Here is a 16,261-nt window from a genome sequence, read left to right as displayed (position 1 = left end):
ACGAGAGGAATTGCGGTGGGTGCGAGGCCCCTGCGGGGGGCTGCGCGGGTGTTCCGCGCGAGGTGGCGCGGAACCGTACCGGTGGTGCGGGGTGTAGGCCCGGGTCCCGGACGGGGTCCGGCTGAGTGCGGTGCCGGGTGGTGTACGAGGTGCCGGGTGAGCCCTGCGGGCCCGCGCCGGCGGTGCGGGGGTGTCCGCCGGGGGTCCGGGTTCGTGGCTCCGGACTCCCGGCGGGGCTTCGGTGCGGAGCGCGCCGCGCCCCGTGGTGACGGGCGGGCGCCGGTCGGCCCCCGCCCGTCATGGCTCAGCGGCCGAGCATTCCCTGCGCCGCCTTCTGCGCCGCGTTCAGCGCCTCCTGCGGGCTCTTCTTGCCCAGCAGCGCCGCCTGGATCTCCGGCGCGAGCACGCCCTGGACCTCGCGGGCCTTGTCGTGCAGCGGACCCACGGTCATGCTCGGCAGAGTCGCACCGACCGCCGTCTGGAGCGCGTCGTCCGGGTACAGGTCGCCGCCGGACTTGCGGGCCGGGAAGTAGCCCGCGGTCTTCTGCAGACCGGCCGCGTTCTGCGACTCGGCGACGAAGTTCAGCCAGTCCCCGGTGTTCTTCTTGTCGGCGCCCTTCAGCATGGACAGTGCGCCCACGGTGCCGTAACCGATCGACTCGGCCTCCTTCAGCGGCGGCTGGACGACGATGTTCTCCTTGCCCCAGAACGGTTCGACGTCCGCCGGGGTGTTCTGCCAGGTGCACGCCACCTTGCCCTTGGCGACCGGTGTCTGCTCGAGCTTCGGCGTGGTCGTGACCAGGTCCTTGTCGGTGTAGCCGCCGTCGACGAGCTTCTTCAGGTACGTCAGGGCCTTGACCCCGGCGGCGTCGTTGAAGGTGACCGTCCTGCCGTCCTCGGAGAAGACGTCGCCGCCCGCCTGCCACAGCAGCGGGTAGAACGTCATGTTCAGCGTCTGCTGGGTGTCGCCGCTGTAGCTGGTGGCGTAGTAGCCCTTCTTCTTGAGCTTCGGCGCCAGCGCCTCCAGGTCCGCCCAGCTCGTCGGGTAGGTCTTCTCGCCGATCGCGGCGAACACCCGCTTGTCGCAGATCAGCGGGTTGGCGCTGGTCAGGATCGGGCTGGCGAGCGCCTTGCCGTCGACCGTGACGGACTTCAGCGCGAAGTCCGTGTAGTCCGACTTGGCGTCGGCCGGCATGTAGTCGTCGGCCGGGACGATGCTCTTGGCGTACTTCGGCAGCTGGTCCGGGATCAGGTAGACCGCGTCCGGGCCCTTGCCGGAGGCGATCGCCGTGGCCAGCGCGGTGTCGCGGTTGGCCCACGGGAAGGTCTCCACCTTCACCGTTACGCCGGAGTGCTTCTTCTCGAACGCCTTGACCAGGCCGTCCCAGTACGCCTTGTTCTTGGCCTCGTCGAAGATGACCGGGTAGGTCCACATGGTGACGGTGCTGCCGTCGCTGCCGCTGCCGGAACAGCCGGCCAGCACACCGGCGGCGAGCGCGGTTGCCAGGACGGGGGCGGCCACGGCACGGACTCTGGAACGGCGGGTGAGAAGACGGGACATGAGGTGGTCCTCCGAGGACGTGAGGGTGGGGCGGGGGTGAGGGGGTGTCACTTGGCCGGCACCGACTGGACGGTGCCGGTGTGCCGGGCGCGCTCGGCGGCGAACGCCGCGAGATGGCTGCCGAGCGACGTGGCGGGACCGGAGCGGACGGCCCCGGCATCACCGGTGGCCACGGCGGTGACGAACGCCTCGACCAGCGCGGCGTCCCCACCCCCGTGCCCATCGGCGGCGTTCGAACCGGATACGCCGAGTTCGTGGACAGTCGTTTCGCCGGTACGGAAGTCCTGTACGGTGACGCGTTCGCCGTCACCGCGCAGCCAGCCGTGCGAGCCGAAGATGCGGGTCTGCCGATGGGTCTGCTCGGTGAACGCCACCATCTGGAAGGTGGCGGTCACCCCGCCCGACAGCTGCATGGCGAGCACCTGGTGGTCGACCACGTCGTTGTCGCTGCGGTACGCGCAGACGCCGTACGGACCCTCGCGCAGCGCCTGCACCAGCCCGGCCTCGTCGGTCGCCTCGGTGACATGGGTGACCGGCCAGACCGCGCCCTTCTCGCGCAGCGTCGGCATGTACAGCTTCAGCGCGCTGTACGGGCAGTCGGACTCCACCGCGCAGTCGAGACAGCGGTCGGCGGACCCGGCCGGGGCGTTCTCCGGCCGGAAGTGCTTCAGTCCGCCGAAGCCGGTGACCTGCTCGATCCGGCCGCCCATGATGTACGTGATCCAGTCCAGGTCGTGGCACGACTTGGCGAGCAGCATCGGCGACGAGTCCTTCTCGCTGCGCCAGGGACCGCGTACGTAACTGTGGGCGTAGTGCCACCAGCCGACCGGCTCCAGATGGTCGAGGGAGACCAACTGCCCGAGCACGCCGGAGTCCACGACATCCTTCACCAGGTCGGTGTAGGGCGTGTAGCGCATGACGTGGCAGACCGCGAAGAGCACCCCGGCCCGCTCGACGCCCTCGACGATCTTCCGGGTCTCGTCCTCGGTCGGGGCGAGCGGCTTCTCGGCGAGGATCGCGTAACCGGCCTCGGCGAGGGCCAGCACCGGCTCCACATGGAAGCGGTCCTGGGTGGCGACGATGACGGCGTCCGCGATGCGGTTCTCGACGAGCGGCCGCCAGTCGTCGAACTCCACGGGCGCGCCAGCCGCGGCACGAGCCGTGGGGCGCGGGTCGGCGACGGCGACGAGTTCGGCGCGGTCGGGGTGCGCCTTGATCCACTCGGCGTACGTCAGACCGCGGTTGCCGGCGCCGACGAGCGCGACCCGGACGGGCCGGCCGGTGATCGGGGGATGCGTGGACACGGGGGTTCCCTGGGACTCAGTGGGTGGGTTCGGTGGTGCGGTCAGAACCGCAGCGTGGCCGCGGTGTGGGCGACGCGGCCGCCCTCGTCCGGCAGCGCGGTGCGCTCGGTGCCGTCCTCGACGCAGCCGGTGTGCAGCAGATGGCTTCCGGAGCCGGCGAAGGCCGCGGGCCGCAGTTCGAGCCGGCCGCCCGTGAAGGTGGAGCCGGTCGCCCGGTAGCGGTTGGGGCCCTCGGTGACCAGCACATGGGCGGTGTCCTTGGGTGCGGTCGAGTCGAGGCCGGACAGCTGCCAGTCGACGGTGCGGCCGGTGCCGGTACGGGACAGCAGCGCGCCGTCCTTGTTGGTGCCGTTGATCCGGGCGCCGTCGACCCGCAGCCGCTGGTTCTTGGCCGAGGTCAACTTCAGCCCGGTGTTGCGGAGTTCGCCGCCCGTCACGGTGATGTCGGTGTGCGCGAGCGAGACGGGCGCGGTGTCCTTGGAGCCGGTGAGGGTGCACTGGTCGAGGACGAGCGGCCCGGCGCCGTTGAACACCGCACCGTCGACGCCGTTCAGCGTCGTCCGTGCGAGGGTGACCGGGGCGGCCACATTGGCCTGGGTGACCTCGGCGCCCGCAGCGAACGTGAACGCCGAGTCGGCGATCACATTGGGCCGGGCGGAGAGCGTGGACGCCTGGGAGATGATCAGCGGCCCGCTCGCCGTGCACCCGCGCAGCTGCACACCGTCGGCGTTGACCCAGAGCATTCCGGAGCCGGAGAGCGACTTCTTGCCGATGACCAGAACGTCTTCGAGCGTCAGATCGGTGATCTTCACCCGGGCGACGAACCAGGAACAGGCATGGCGGCGTACGGTGATCCGCTTGGCCCGGCCGCCCCAGGCGGCGCCCGAGTTGGCGAACGTCATCAGACCGGAATTACCCGTGTAGACGAGGTCGTGCTCGAACTGACCGTGCGTCACGAACGGTCCCTCGTCGTCGCCGTCGCCGTGACAGTTGGTGACGTAGCAGTAGGCGGAGGCCGTGAAGTCGTTGAGGTGGCGGGCGTTGGAGGTGTGACAGTCCTCGACATGCCCGTACAGGCAGTAGATCTGCTGGGTCAGATAGCCCGCGCCGCCGTAGGTGACCGACTTCGGGTTGGTCAGCGAGCACTGCTCGGTGCGGTAGTACGTGCACCAGCGGCGCATCACCACCGGCCAGAACGTGCCGACGGCCTCGATCCCGGAGACGTCGCACCGCACCGCGTACTCGTAGGAGACCGGGTGCGAGCCGGTCATCTCGTCCTCGCCCCAGCCCTCGAAGACGAGGTTGCGGACATGGGCGCGGTCGACGGGCTCGATCCGGGTCCAGGTGAGCGTCCGGCCGGCTGCCAGGTCCCAGCCGATCTGGTAGTTGACCCTGATGTGCGTCGCGTCGACGACCTCGGTGACCTGGACGAGACGCTGGATCTCCTTCTCGTACTTCCCCGACAGGGCGTTGATCTCCACGGCCCACCACTGGCCGACGGAGAACTTCCCGGAGTCGCCGACCTCGAAGAGATCGGAGAGATCCGGCATCGCCGCACCCAGGGTGTGGGTGTGCACGGTGTCGGTGACGGTGCCGCGGAAGGAGAGGACGGCGCCGAAGGGGTTGTCGTGGGTGTTCTTCTCGATGCCGTCGGTGACCATGCGGTGGCCGCCGAAGTCGAGTTCTATGTGGGAGCGGTTCCAGAGGTGGCGCTTGGTGAAGTGCAGGTCGGTGTGGGCCTCGATGCGGTGGACCGAGTTGTCGGCGATCATCGCGTCGAGGGCGGCGTCGGCCGGTTCCTCGGTGTCGAAGTGTCCGAAGGTGCGGAAGTCGACGGTCCCGTTGTGGAGTTGGACCCAGCGGCCGGGCTTCCCGCCGGCGGGTGCGATCACGGTGCCGCCGTTGTGGGCCGTGTCGGACTTCTTGTCCCAGCGCACGGCCATCGCGCCGCCGTCGCCCGGGGCGTGGTAGCCGGCGACCAGGACCTGGGCACCGTCGTCGAGCGGTGGCGTGTTCAGCGCGCGCAGCTCGGCGACCGTGTCGACACGCTGCACATCGCCGGCGTGTGCCGGTGCGGCCTGCGCCGAGCCGGTGGCCACGGCCGAACCGGCCATGACCAGACCGGCAAGCCCCGAAGCCCGCAGCAGTGTGCGGCGGGACTGGGCAGGGGTGGGGTGGTGCGGAACGCTCATGCGGACTTCGCCTTCCGAGAAGTGCCGAAAATGAGGGAGCGTTCCTGCGGTGGACTGCCATGAGGCGGATGGCTGAATAAGGTCCGGCCGTCAGCTGTTCACAACGCGCTGGGCAGGCGTCGGAAGCGGACCGGAAGGGGTAAACCGCCGATGTCGTCTGAATGTCATCGGGGTTGGCAGGGAACCTACGGCCGATGGAGCCGATCGGTCAAGACCTGATTCCGTCGGAATGCTCGGGGCCCGTCGAGCTGTCCGCGTCGGCGACCCAGCCCAGCGAGACGCTGATCCGCCGCGCCGCGTCCCGGACCTGACCGCCCAGTTCCTGGTAGCGCCAGGCCGGCAGGCCGAGCTTGAGCCCGGTGATGCTGATGGCCCCCGCGCACACCGAACGGTCGTCGAAGACCGGCGCACCGATGCAGATGATGCCCTCGGCGTCCTCCTCGTCGTCCAGGGCGTAGCCGACCCGGGCGATGTCGCGCAGATGCGACAGGAAGGTGGCCGGGTCGGTGATGGTGCGGGAGGTGCGCCGGGGCAGTCCGAACCGCTCGATCACCGCGGCGGCCTCGCTCTCCGGCACCGCCGAGAGCAGTGCCTTGCCCAGGCCCGTGCAGTGCGGCAGCTCGCGCTGCCCCATCCGCAGATCGAGCCGGACGCGCTGATCGACCTCGACCTGGTCCACGACGACCGCATGGCCGTTCTCGGGCACGGCGAGCCGGGAGGCCATGCCGGTGGTCCTGGTCAGTTCTGTGAGTACGGGATGGGCGACCCCGCGCAGGGACACCTGGGACCGTGCGCGGTCGCCGAGCCTGGCCAGGCTCATGCCGAGCCGGTAGCGGCGGTTCATGCCCTCGCCGTCGTCCGAGACGAGGCCGTACGCGCGCAGGGTCTGGAGCATGCCGAAGGCGGCGCTCTTGGAGATGGAGCAGGCCTGGCCGACCTCCGTGACGCTGAGGCCGTTCCCCTGTGCGGGGGCGGCGAGCGCTTCGAGGATGTCCGCTGCCCTGGCCACGCTCTTGACCCAGTACTTCGGTTCTTCTGGGGCAGCACTGTTCGTCATAGCAGAACAGCCTAGTCCCTTACATGGGTTGAGTGGACCCCTCCGCGAGGTGAACCTGCCTGGAATGGGCCTCTCGTGGCCGGAAGGGGGTTGACCGGCACCGGGGTCGGACGTAACATCCAGGCACTGTTCTGCTCTACAGAACAGTGTTCGGAAAAAGCGAAACACTCAAGAAACACGCACCACGGACCACCACTTCCTGCGGCGACTGCCGGGCGGATGGCGCCAGGGAATCGCAGGCCGGGCAGGGCCTGCGAAAACCGACGACTCTCGACGCAAGGAGCAAGCGATATGAGCTCAGGCCCGGTAGGCAATGAATCCGGAGCCCGACTCGCCGAGCGCGCCCGCCAGGTCGTACCCGGTGGAGTGAACAGCGGTCAGCGCAGCGTTCCCGGACTGACCGACCTGGTCGTCACCGGGACCGACGGCGCACGGTTCCGTACCGCCGACGGACGTGAGTACACCGACTTCCACTCGGCGTTCGGCCCGCCGCTGCTCGGGCACAACGATCCCGACGTGGCCCGCGCCACCGCAGAGGCCGGTGCCACGCTCGGCCACATGGGCGTCGGAGTCACCGAAGGCGAGATCCTCCTCGCCGAACAGCTCACCGAGCTGATCCCGTCGATCGAGAAGGTCCTCCTCACCAGCACCGGCAGCGAGGCCACGTTCCACGCGCTGCGCGTCTCCCGCGCCGCCACCGGCCGCCGTCTCGTCGTCAAGTTCCAGGGCTGCTACCACGGCTGGCACGACTCGGTCAGCCTCAATGTCATCTCCGCCCCTTCGATGGTCGGCGGCCACGACCCGATCTCCACCGGCATCCTGCCCGAGGTCCTCGAGGCCACCCTCGTCCTGCCGTTCAACGACAGCGACGCCGTCCGCCGCACCTTCGCCGAGCACGGCTCCGACATCGCCGCCGTCATCGTCGAGCCTGTCCCGCACAACGTCGGCGCGCTCCTGCCGTTCCAGGAATTCCTCACCACCCTGCGCGAGGAGACCACGAGGGCCGGCAGCGTCCTGATCTTCGACGAGGTCATCACCGGCTTCCGCCACGACATCGGCGGCTGGCAGAAGATCTCCGGCATCACCCCGGACCTCACCACCCTCGGCAAGGCCATCGCCAACGGCGCCCCCGTCGGCGCGATCGGCGGCCGCGCCGACCTGATGGACCTCTTCTCCACCCGCCCCGGCGCCCCCGCCTTCTTCGCCGGCACGTACAACGGACACCCGTCCGTCGTCGCTGCCGCCCTCGCCACCCTGCGCAAGCTCCGCGAGGAGCCGGTCCACGAGCACGTCTTCCGGCTCGGTGACCGCGTCCGCACCGAGCTGACCGGACTGTACGAGCGCCTCGGGGTCCCGGCCGTCGTCACCGGCTACGGCTCCGTCTTCGTCAGCTACTTCATGCCGGGCGAGACCCCCCGTACCTACGCCGACCTGCTCGCCAACGATGCCTCACTGTTCGTCGGCTACCGCCGGAGGCTCCTCGACCACGGTCTGTTCGAGCTGCCGCTCAACCTCAAGCGCAGCCACATCAGCTACGCCCACACCGACGCCGATGTCGACCGCCTCATCGAGGGCACCGAGGCCGCCGTCAAGGCCGTCCTCGCCGAGGGCGGCACGCGCGACCTCGAGAACACCTCCACCATGGGCGGAGCCCGCTGATGCTCACCGTGAACCGCACCCGCCCGGCCGGCCCCGCCGGACGGATCACCCGGGTCGAGACCCTGATGCTGGGCACCTCCTGGCGCGACTTCGGCTACGTCCGGGTCCACACCGACGAGGGCCTCTCCGGCATCGGCGAGATCACCCACCCCTACCGGGTCGGTGAGGTCTGCGCCCTCACCGAGGCCCTCGCCCGGCGGCACCTCATCGGCGCCGACCCGTTCGACATCGAGGAGCTGTGGCTCCGCGTCTACCAGGGCGACTTCCTGCGCGGCGGCGACATGGGCGGCATCGCCCTGTCCGGCCTCGACCAGGCGATGTACGACCTGATGGGCAAGGCGCTCGGCGTGCCCGCGTACCGCCTGACCGGAGGCGCCTGCCGCGACACGGTACGCGTCTACGCCAACGGCTGGTACACCGGCGAGCGCGAGCCCGAGACCTTCGCGGCCAAAGCGAAGGAGACCGTGGCGAAGGGCTTCACCGCCCTGAAGTTCGATCCGTTCGGCCCCGGACTCCACGAGCTGGAGCGTGCCGAGCTGCGCCGCTCCATCGACCTCGTCGCCGCGGTCCGCGAGGCCGTCGGACCGGATGTCGACCTGTTCATCGAGGGCCATGCCCGGTTCGCCATGCCGACCGCGGCCCGGCTGGTCCGCGAGCTGGAGCCGTTCGACATCGGCTGGTTCGAGGAGCCGATGCCCTGGACCCACATCGAGCGGTACGCGGAACTGCGGCAGCGCGCCGCCTTCCCGATCTCCGGCGGCGAGCACTTCCACAACCGCTACGAGTACAAGCAGCTCTTCGCGACGAACGCCGTCGACATCATTCAGCCCGACCTCTCCATGGCCGGCGGCTTCACCGAGGTACGGAAGCTCGCCGCGATCGCCGACACCCACGGCATGCTCGTCGCCCCGCACAACTCCAACTCGCCGCTCTGCACCACGGTCTCGGTGCACGCGACTCTCGGAATCCCCAACCTCAAGATCCTCGAGACCTTCGACGGGCTCCTGGAGCCGTACGTCTTCGACGCCCTCAAGGGCACGCTCCCGATCGTCGACGGCCACATCGGCCTGCCGACCGCCCCCGGGATCGGCGTCGAACTCGTCGACGAGGTCTTCGAGGAACACCCACCCAGCCACCGCTTCTGGAACATGTTCGCGGACGGCTGGGAGAAGCGGAACCGGACATGATCGTCGACGTCCACTCCCATCTCTTCCGGCACAGCCACGACTTCACCGAGCCTTTCAAGTCCGACTCGGCCCGCGCCCACGCGGGGGAGGTCGACCTGACGGTGAAGTGGGAGGAGTACGCCGCCACCGCACCGGAGGGCACCCGTACGATCGTCGTCGGCGGCAAGGCCCGCCGCAGCGGACTCTGGGTCGACGACGCCGCCGTGGCCTCGTACGCGGCTGCACACCCCGACCGGCTGATCGGCTACCTCTCGCTCGACCCCACCCAGCCCGGCTGGCAGGACGAACTCCGCTACGGCCACCAGGAGCTCGGCCTGCGCGGCATCAAACTGATGCCGATGTACGCGGGCTTCGACCCTGCGGCAGAGGAGTACGACGAGCTGTACGGGTACGCCGAACGGCACGGCCTGCCGCTCCTCGTCCACACCGGCACCACGTTCGTCTCGAACGCCCCGCTGGAATGGGCGATGCCCCGTCACCTGGACGCGGTCGCCATCCGTCACCCGGAACTACGGATGGTCCTCGCCCACCTCGGCCACCCGTTCGAGGGCGAGTGCATCGCCGTCATCCGCAAGCACCCGCATGTGTACGCGGACGTCAGCGCCCTGCACTACCGGCCCTTCCAGCTCTGGCACAGCCTCCGGCTGGTCCAGGACTACGGGGTCTTCGACAAGCTGATGTTCGGCAGCGACTACCCGTTCACAACGGTCGACGACTCGGTGAAGGGGCTGCGGGAGATCGCCCGCATCCCCGGCATCCCCGGACTGCCGCCGCTCGACGTGGACGCGGTGGAAGAGATCATCCACCGGCCGTCGCTGGACCTGCTGGGACTGAACGGCTGATCCCGCAGCCCCCACTCCACCGGGACCGAACGGCACCACCCGCCGTTCCCGTGATCCTGCCGGTACGACACCGGGGTCTTCCCCCATTCCCCGGCCGTCGTCCGGCAGCCGGGCCGCCGCGCAATTCACCCCCTGGTGCGGTGCGGCGGCCCACCTCCCCGTACCACCCCGCCAGGAGGAATCCCGCCATGACCGCAGCCGTCCCGCCCCGCGGTACCGACCGCTTCGACCTCACCGGCCGCACTGCGGTCGTCACCGGAGCCGCCCGCGGCCTGGGCCGGTCCTTCGCCGTCGGGCTCGCCGAGGCGGGCGCCGATGTGGTCCTTGTCGACCTGCCCGGCGCCGACGGTGTCGCGGAGACGGCCGCGGCCGTCGAAGCGCTCGGTCGGAGGTCCTGGACCTATGGGCAGGACCTTGCCGACATCGAGGCCCTGGCCGGCTTCGTCGACGCCGTGCGTGCCGAGACCGGACCGCTGCACATCCTGGTCAACAACGCGGGCACGGCGGCGCTGGAGCGTTTCAACGAGATCACCCCCGCGAGCTGGTCGCACATCATGCGGGTCAATGTCGACGCGGTCTTCTTCCTCAGCCAGCGCATCGCCGAACACATGACGGCTGACGGTGTCGCGGGCCGCATCATCACCATCACGTCGAAGAACGCCCTGGTGGCGGAGGCGGGCCTGGCCCACTACAACGCCTCCAAGGCCGCCGCCCAACTGCTCACCGAGACCCTGGCGGTCGAGCTCGCCCGGCACGGCATCACCGCCAACACCCTGGCCCCCGGCATGGTCGAGACGCCCATCGACGGGGAGTTCCCGTTCGACCGGGAGGCGTTCGAGTCCGCGTACCGCGAGCGGATCCCGGTCGGCCGCTATGCGCAGCCCGACGAGTGCGTGGGCGCGCTGCTGCTCCTCGCATCGGACGCCGGGGCGTACCTGACCGGTGCGCGCCTGGTCGTCGACGGGGGAGTGCTGGCCGACCAGATGCCGCGCATGCGGTTCATGCCGCCGTACCGGAACACCATCTGACGCCGTCGCGCACGTATCACGTACCCGACCGATCACGCATCACGCACGCATCGACAACGCGAGGAGCGCCTCCGCCATGTCCGTCAATGCATCGTCACGCCGTAATCTGCTGAGGGCTTCGGGTCTGGCCGGTCTGGTGGTGGCCGGTTCGGCCGTGGCCACCGGTGCCGCGCAGGCGGCCCCTTCCCCTGCGTCGACCGTGTCGACTGTCGACACGGTCGCCGAACTGCGCGCGCTGAACACGACACCGCTCGACGACGGTGCCCAGGTCCTGGTCGCCGGCTACCACGCCCCGGGCGACGGCGGCGCGATGGCCGTGCGCTGGGACAAGAAGTCCGACACGGCCCACAACGGCGGCACCGTGATCGCACCCGCCGGCGGGAAGCCCGGCCGCTGGGTCCAACTCCACAACGGGACCGTCGACTTCCGCACCTTCGGACACTTCGACACCGAGGAACCGGCCGACGCCGCCCTCGACGCGATGATCGCCGACAACTCGGTCCACCGCATCGAGGCCCACACCGACCTGCACTTCACCAAGCGCCACCTCTGGAACCGCTCCCACATAGAACTCGACTTCGGCGGCCACCGCATGGTCACCGACGGCATCGAGAAGAACACCCACGACAACCCCTTCGGCGCCGTCCTCTCCTTCCGCGGCACCGTCACCGACACCACGGTCAAGCACGCGCTGTCGGGCAAGGTCATCGAGCTCACGGACACCTTCCCGGTCCCGGACGCCACGGCGTTCGAGGTCGGCCAGTGGTGGTCCGTGCAGGTCGACCCGGTCGCGGGCGGCGGCCGTGACGAGCGCGAGCTGCAGAAGCTGGTCGAGATCACCGAGATCGTGGACGCGGGACACATCCGGATCGGCTACCTCAACGGCTGGGAACTCGCCGAGGGGCGCAGGCTCACCTGGACCCGCATCGAGCCGGTCCTGAACACGCACATCCGCAATCTCGTCTTCGAGGGCGCGGGGCCCGACGAGTACACCGGCTCGCACCCGGTCAGCTTCGAGTACGCCGTCGGCTGCGACGTCTCCGGCATTCACGCCACCGGCAGCTTCTGGCCGGTCGTCATGCGGCGGTGGTGCACCCGGTTCCGTACCGAGGAGTGTTCCCTGAAGAACCCGCCCACCGTCGACTACGGTGGCGCGGGCTATCTCACCCAGCAGATCTACTGCCTCTACGGCCGGGTGGCCGACTGCACGACCAGCAATGTCCGGCATCTCAACGACCTGACCGCCTCCGCCTACTGCACCGTCGTGAACTGCCACGGTGACGGCGACGACGCGGGCGGAAACCCCTTCACCACCCACGGGCAGTACGAACACGATCTGCTCTTCGACGGCAACTCCGGTCTGATGGACATCGCCAACTCCGGTGCGCAATGGGGCATTTCCGCCAAGCGGATCACTGTGCGCAGACACGTCTGCTCATGGTTCACCGCCAATACCAAGATCACCGATCTGACGCTCGAAGACATCACGGTGATCGCCCGTCCGACCTTCGACCAGGCGGGCACTCTCACGGTCAACGCCGACGGTGTCCAGGTGCGTGGCTGCACCGCCAGGACCTTCGCCGTGGCCCAGCGCTCCGCCCGTTCCACCCGGCCGACCGTCATCAGCGACTGCTCGTTCGAGCTGCCCGCGGGCGCCGTCCTCGTCCAGACCCCGGTCACCGCGCAGGTCCACTTCGTGCGCTGCACGTTCAAGGGCGTCGACGGGGCGATCCTGCGCGGCGCCGGCCCCGTCCACTTCACCGACTGCACCGTCATCGGCACCGAGAACGCGGCCCCGCTCTCCATCGGATCGGCGGACCTCCGGATCCACGGCGGCACATACGACAACACGGGCGTCGAGCTCAGCGCCGTACGCGACCAGCGGATCACCGTCACCGGCGGGACCCGCCTCACCGGCAGCAACAAGGCGAAGGCGCTCCTCGGCCGCGCCGCCGGCAACGCCACCTTGACCTGGGACATCTCTTCCCTCACCAGCGTCACCTCGGACTCCGGCACAGCCCACATCCGGATCGCGGACGGCACCAATCACTACGCGGCCACGGGCAGCCGATTCACCGGCGGAACGCTCCATCTCGCCCCGGACGCAATGAAGTCCGTGCTCCACACATCATGCGTGGAGCAGGGCACGAAGCGCACGGCCATGCCGGAGGACAGCAACTCCGTCCGCACGGAAGGCAGTCTGACGCTGTGAGCGCCACTCTCCGGACCGCGACCCCGGCCGACGAGCCCGCCCTGGCCGCACTCTGGGGCGAGTGCTTCGCCGCCCCGCACCTCCCCGCTCTGTACGCCCTCGATCCGGACCGGCACCACCGCACCTTCGTGGCGGAGCAGGACGGACGGATCGACGCCGTCGTCGTCTATGTACCGAGGCAGCTCCGCGACGCGCACGGCGTACCGCAGCGGGTCGGCGGCCTCGGCAGCGTCGCCACCCGGCCCCAGGCGCGAGGCCAGGGGCTCATCCGGCGGCTGCTCGTCGAGGCGGAACGGACCATGACGGCGGAGCTGTGCGCCTGGTCGCTCCTCTTCACCGGAACGCCCGGCGTCTACCGCAGCTCGGGCTGGCAGGAGTTCCCCAGCCCCGTCACCGAGGGCGCGATCGCCCGGGGCGGCCCCCCGGCCGGCAGCCGGTTCCGTATCCGCACCGCCACACCCGCCGACGGCCCGGCCCTGGCCGCACTCCGGGCGGCATACGACGAGCACCGGCCGCTCAGCTCGGTGCGGACCGACGAGGAATGGGCCGTACGCATCCCCGCCTGGTACGGGCCGCTCGACCGCACCCTGGTCGCCGAGGACCCCGACTCCCACAGGATTGTCTCCATGCTCGTCACCCACCACGGCGAACAGGTCCTGGAGGTACGGGAATGCGCTGTCGACCCGCGGGCACCCCAGGCCCTGGGCAACCTGCTGGCGGCTGCCGCCGCGCGCACCCGTGACACCGGACCGACCCGCGCGCGCGTCCGGCTCCCCGACACCGCCGAGGTCCGGGCAGCCCTGCCTCGACTGCTCACCGACGCGGTGGCCGGGGAGGAGCACGTGGGCATGGCCCGACCGTTGCTGGCGGACCCGGCGGCGGTACGGGCGACGGTCACCGCGCCCGGAGCCGTCCACTGGTACGGCGACAGTTTCTGAGGACCCGGTGAGGCGCGGTCAGCGGCAAGGAGTGAGCAGACAGCGCCCCACCAGACCGACCCCGGCGTCCATCCGCTGCCGGAACTCCTCGGCGAGGAGCGGGAGATCACGCAGCCGCCACAGCACCCGGGCCGCCGACCACGCCGCCTCACGGGCCCGCTCCAGGCTCCACGACCCCAGCAGATGGGTGAGCGGATCCGCGACCTCCAGCAGATCGGGCCCCGGCATCAGATCCTCGCGGATCTGCTCCTCCAGCATCACGAGGAGATCGCCCACCTGGTCGAATTCGTCCTCCAGCTCCGGCGGAGCGCAGTGCAGCGCATGGCAGGTGTCCACAACCGCGAGTGCCAAGTCATGGCCGATGTGTGCGTTGATACCCGCCAGTGCGAACTGCAGCGGCCGTACGCCGGGGTGGCGCCGGTACTGGAACAGCGGACGCCAGCAGTCGGGCGGCCGCTGCCCGGCCGTCGCCGCGTCGACCGCCGTCAGATAGTGCTCCGCGAACCGCACGTCCAGGGTGGCGGCGGCCCGCCGGTCCGGGAACGCGCCACCGGTGATCCGCCGGTCGACGGTCTCGGTGACCGTCAGGTAGATCCGGTTGAAGACGGCCACCCCGTCCACCGGCGGCCAGGAGGACTGAAAGTCACGCATCCGCCCGATCACCGCGGTGACATCGGGCGGCGCGGCGCCGGGACCGGCCCGGTGAGTGAACTGCTCCATCTGCTTGAACTGCGCCATGGGGGCAGCGTTCCAGCCGCGGGCACGTCCTGGCGCCGACCGGCCGCGGGTTCATCGGAACGGGCGAACGACGGCAGGGCCATCGGTGACCCGGGGGCCGGCTCCGGGCCGCTCCGGACAGGTGCGGCGGTTCGCGGTCAGGCGGAGGGCACGGGGTCGCCGAGTCCCTGTGCGAGCCTGCGCAGATGGGGGCCGTACTCCGGGTCGGCGAGCGCAGCGGCGAACTGGGCGGTGAGATAAGCCAGCGGATTGCCGGTGTCGTACCACTGGCCCTCGATGACCTGCCCGTACACGGCACGGCTGCCTGCGTAGACGTTGATGGCGTCGGTCAGGTAGACCTCACCGGTGCGGTGCTGGTACCAGCGTTCCGTCTGCCGGCGCAGCTCGTCGATGATGCCGGGAGTCACCACGTATCCACCGATCGCCGCGTACGCCGACGGGGCGTCCTGCGGCTTCGGCTTCTCGACGAGGCCGGTGATGCGCAGGAGCCCGTCGTTCAGGTCCTCCTTGACGACGGGCACGCCGTAACGGTGCGAGTCGGCGGGGCTCATCGGCATGAGGGCGAGCACGGGGCAACTCGTCGCCTCGTACCCCCTGATCAGCTGCTGCGCACGCGGAGTCCCGGCGACGAAGACGTCATCGGGCCACAGGACCAGCATCGGCTCGTCGCCGAAGTTCCGCGCCGCGTTGAGGACAGGGGTTCCGTTGCCGTACGGGCCGTGCTGGTCGAGGTAGGTGATGTGCCCGAGCCTGGACAGTTCACCTACTTCCTCCACGGCATCCGCGTATGCGGTCTTGCCGTCCGCGCGGAGCTGGGCGACGAGAGCCGGGTTGGGGCGGAAATGGTCCTGGATCAGCCCTTTGCCGCCGGAGATGACGATGGTGATGTCCGTGATGCCCGAGGCCACGAGTTCTCGCACAGTGTGCTCGATCACCGGCTTGTCACCGACCGGAAGCATCTCCTTCGGCGTCGCTTTGGTGAGCGGGAGGAGACGCGAACCGAGGCCCGCGGCGGGGATGACTGCCCTCCGGATCGTGGCGGACATGAGTTCCTTTCGGCAGCCCGGTGCGGCACCCCACTCGGTGCCACGGCCGACGACGCTATCAGCTGGTCCGAGCGAACTGTCCGTCCTCGACGTGCCGTGTGCCTGAGTTTCCCTGACGGCCGACTGGATGACGGGCGGGGCGCGGAGTATGACGGGCGCCGGCCTGTACACGAAGACCGAGAACTGGGACAAGACCCTGGGTGATCACAAGATCTGAGGCAGCGCCGAAGTCGGATCACAGGGCGACAAGTTCACGATGACGATCACGGTCCACGCCATGGACCGCTACGACTTCAACAAGGGAATGAAGGACAAGGCATCGGGTGCGGCGGACGCCGATAGCGTCGTAGTAACGCTGGACCGGCCGTCGGCCGTACGCACACGCGTACGGGCCGCGGCGCCCCCTCCTGTGGTTGGGGGGTTGTATTTAGGGTGGCGTTGGGGTTGGGGGGGATAGTAGCCCCACCGAAGGCGCCTGGGGAAACAACGGGCGCAAC

The 16,261-nt window shown here is 69.8% G+C and carries 12 protein-coding genes; 6 read left to right on the top strand and 6 right to left on the bottom strand.

Annotated features, from left to right (window positions below):
* Positions 1–304 precede the first annotated feature (304 nt).
* The 4 genes from ACNPQM_RS31820 to ACNPQM_RS31805 all read right to left on the bottom strand — a co-directional run bounded on the left by ACNPQM_RS31820 (position 305) and on the right by ACNPQM_RS31805 (position 6,114).
* Positions 305–1,561 (bottom strand): extracellular solute-binding protein, encoded by a 1,257-nt coding sequence (locus tag ACNPQM_RS31820; protein ID WP_418086674.1) that lies wholly within the window; start codon positions 1,559–1,561, stop codon positions 305–307.
* A gap of 47 nt (positions 1,562–1,608) precedes the next feature.
* On the bottom strand, positions 1,609–2,865 hold the full coding sequence (locus ACNPQM_RS31815) for a Gfo/Idh/MocA family protein (RefSeq protein ID WP_358861705.1): 1,257 nt from the start codon (positions 2,863–2,865) through the stop codon (positions 1,609–1,611).
* A 41-nt stretch (positions 2,866–2,906) separates the two neighbouring features.
* Complete coding sequence (locus ACNPQM_RS31810) at positions 2,907–5,057, bottom strand: peptidase C14 (protein ID WP_418086673.1); 2,151 nt, start codon at positions 5,055–5,057, stop codon at positions 2,907–2,909.
* 208 nt (positions 5,058–5,265) lie between these two features.
* The gene (locus ACNPQM_RS31805) at positions 5,266–6,114 is read right to left on the bottom strand and encodes an IclR family transcriptional regulator (protein WP_358863236.1); all 849 of its coding nucleotides are present in this window, start codon (positions 6,112–6,114) and stop codon (positions 5,266–5,268) included.
* Positions 6,115–6,405: 291 nt separating this feature from the next.
* Between ACNPQM_RS31805 and ACNPQM_RS31800 the strand changes: the two genes are divergently transcribed.
* From ACNPQM_RS31800 to ACNPQM_RS31775, 6 genes are all read left to right on the top strand, one after another.
* Positions 6,406–7,773 carry an aspartate aminotransferase family protein gene (locus ACNPQM_RS31800; RefSeq protein WP_358863237.1) on the top strand — a complete coding sequence of 456 codons (1,368 nt, stop codon included), beginning with the start codon at positions 6,406–6,408 and terminating at the stop codon, positions 7,771–7,773.
* Entirely contained in the window at positions 7,773–8,960 is a 1,188-nt protein-coding gene (locus tag ACNPQM_RS31795; protein WP_418086672.1) for a mandelate racemase/muconate lactonizing enzyme family protein, read from the top strand. The genes ACNPQM_RS31800 and ACNPQM_RS31795 overlap by 1 nt, the downstream gene beginning before the upstream one ends.
* Entirely contained in the window at positions 8,957–9,802 is an 846-nt protein-coding gene (locus tag ACNPQM_RS31790) for an amidohydrolase family protein (protein WP_418086671.1), read from the top strand. The genes ACNPQM_RS31795 and ACNPQM_RS31790 overlap by 4 nt, the downstream gene beginning before the upstream one ends.
* 188 nt (positions 9,803–9,990) lie before the next feature.
* Positions 9,991–10,830: an SDR family NAD(P)-dependent oxidoreductase gene (locus ACNPQM_RS31785; RefSeq protein ID WP_418086670.1), complete on the top strand. Its 840-nt coding sequence runs from the start codon at positions 9,991–9,993 to the stop codon at positions 10,828–10,830.
* A gap of 76 nt (positions 10,831–10,906) precedes the next feature.
* A complete protein-coding gene (locus ACNPQM_RS31780) occupies positions 10,907–13,042 on the top strand; it encodes a peptidase C14 (RefSeq protein ID WP_418086669.1) in 2,136 nt (711 codons plus the stop codon).
* Entirely contained in the window at positions 13,039–13,980 is a 942-nt protein-coding gene (locus tag ACNPQM_RS31775) for a GNAT family N-acetyltransferase (protein WP_418086668.1), read from the top strand. Before ACNPQM_RS31780 ends, ACNPQM_RS31775 begins: the two co-directional genes overlap by 4 nt.
* 18 nt (positions 13,981–13,998) lie before the next feature.
* Here the strand turns inward: ACNPQM_RS31775 and ACNPQM_RS31770 are convergent, their stop codons facing one another.
* Together ACNPQM_RS31770 and ACNPQM_RS31765 are read right to left on the bottom strand one after the other, a co-directional pair.
* Entirely contained in the window at positions 13,999–14,700 is a 702-nt protein-coding gene (locus ACNPQM_RS31770; RefSeq protein WP_418086687.1) for a DUF5995 family protein, read from the bottom strand.
* A 155-nt stretch (positions 14,701–14,855) separates the two neighbouring features.
* Positions 14,856–15,764 carry a UTP--glucose-1-phosphate uridylyltransferase gene (locus tag ACNPQM_RS31765; RefSeq protein WP_418086667.1) on the bottom strand — a complete coding sequence of 303 codons (909 nt, stop codon included), beginning with the start codon at positions 15,762–15,764 and terminating at the stop codon, positions 14,856–14,858.
* Positions 15,765–16,261 lie beyond the last annotated feature (497 nt).

This window comes from Streptomyces sp. NPDC056231 (genome assembly GCF_048270745.1).
Lineage (GTDB): Bacteria > Actinomycetota > Actinomycetes > Streptomycetales > Streptomycetaceae > Streptomyces.
Note: the sequence above shows the minus strand (reverse complement) of the source record. Positions and strands in the feature narration are given on the sequence as shown.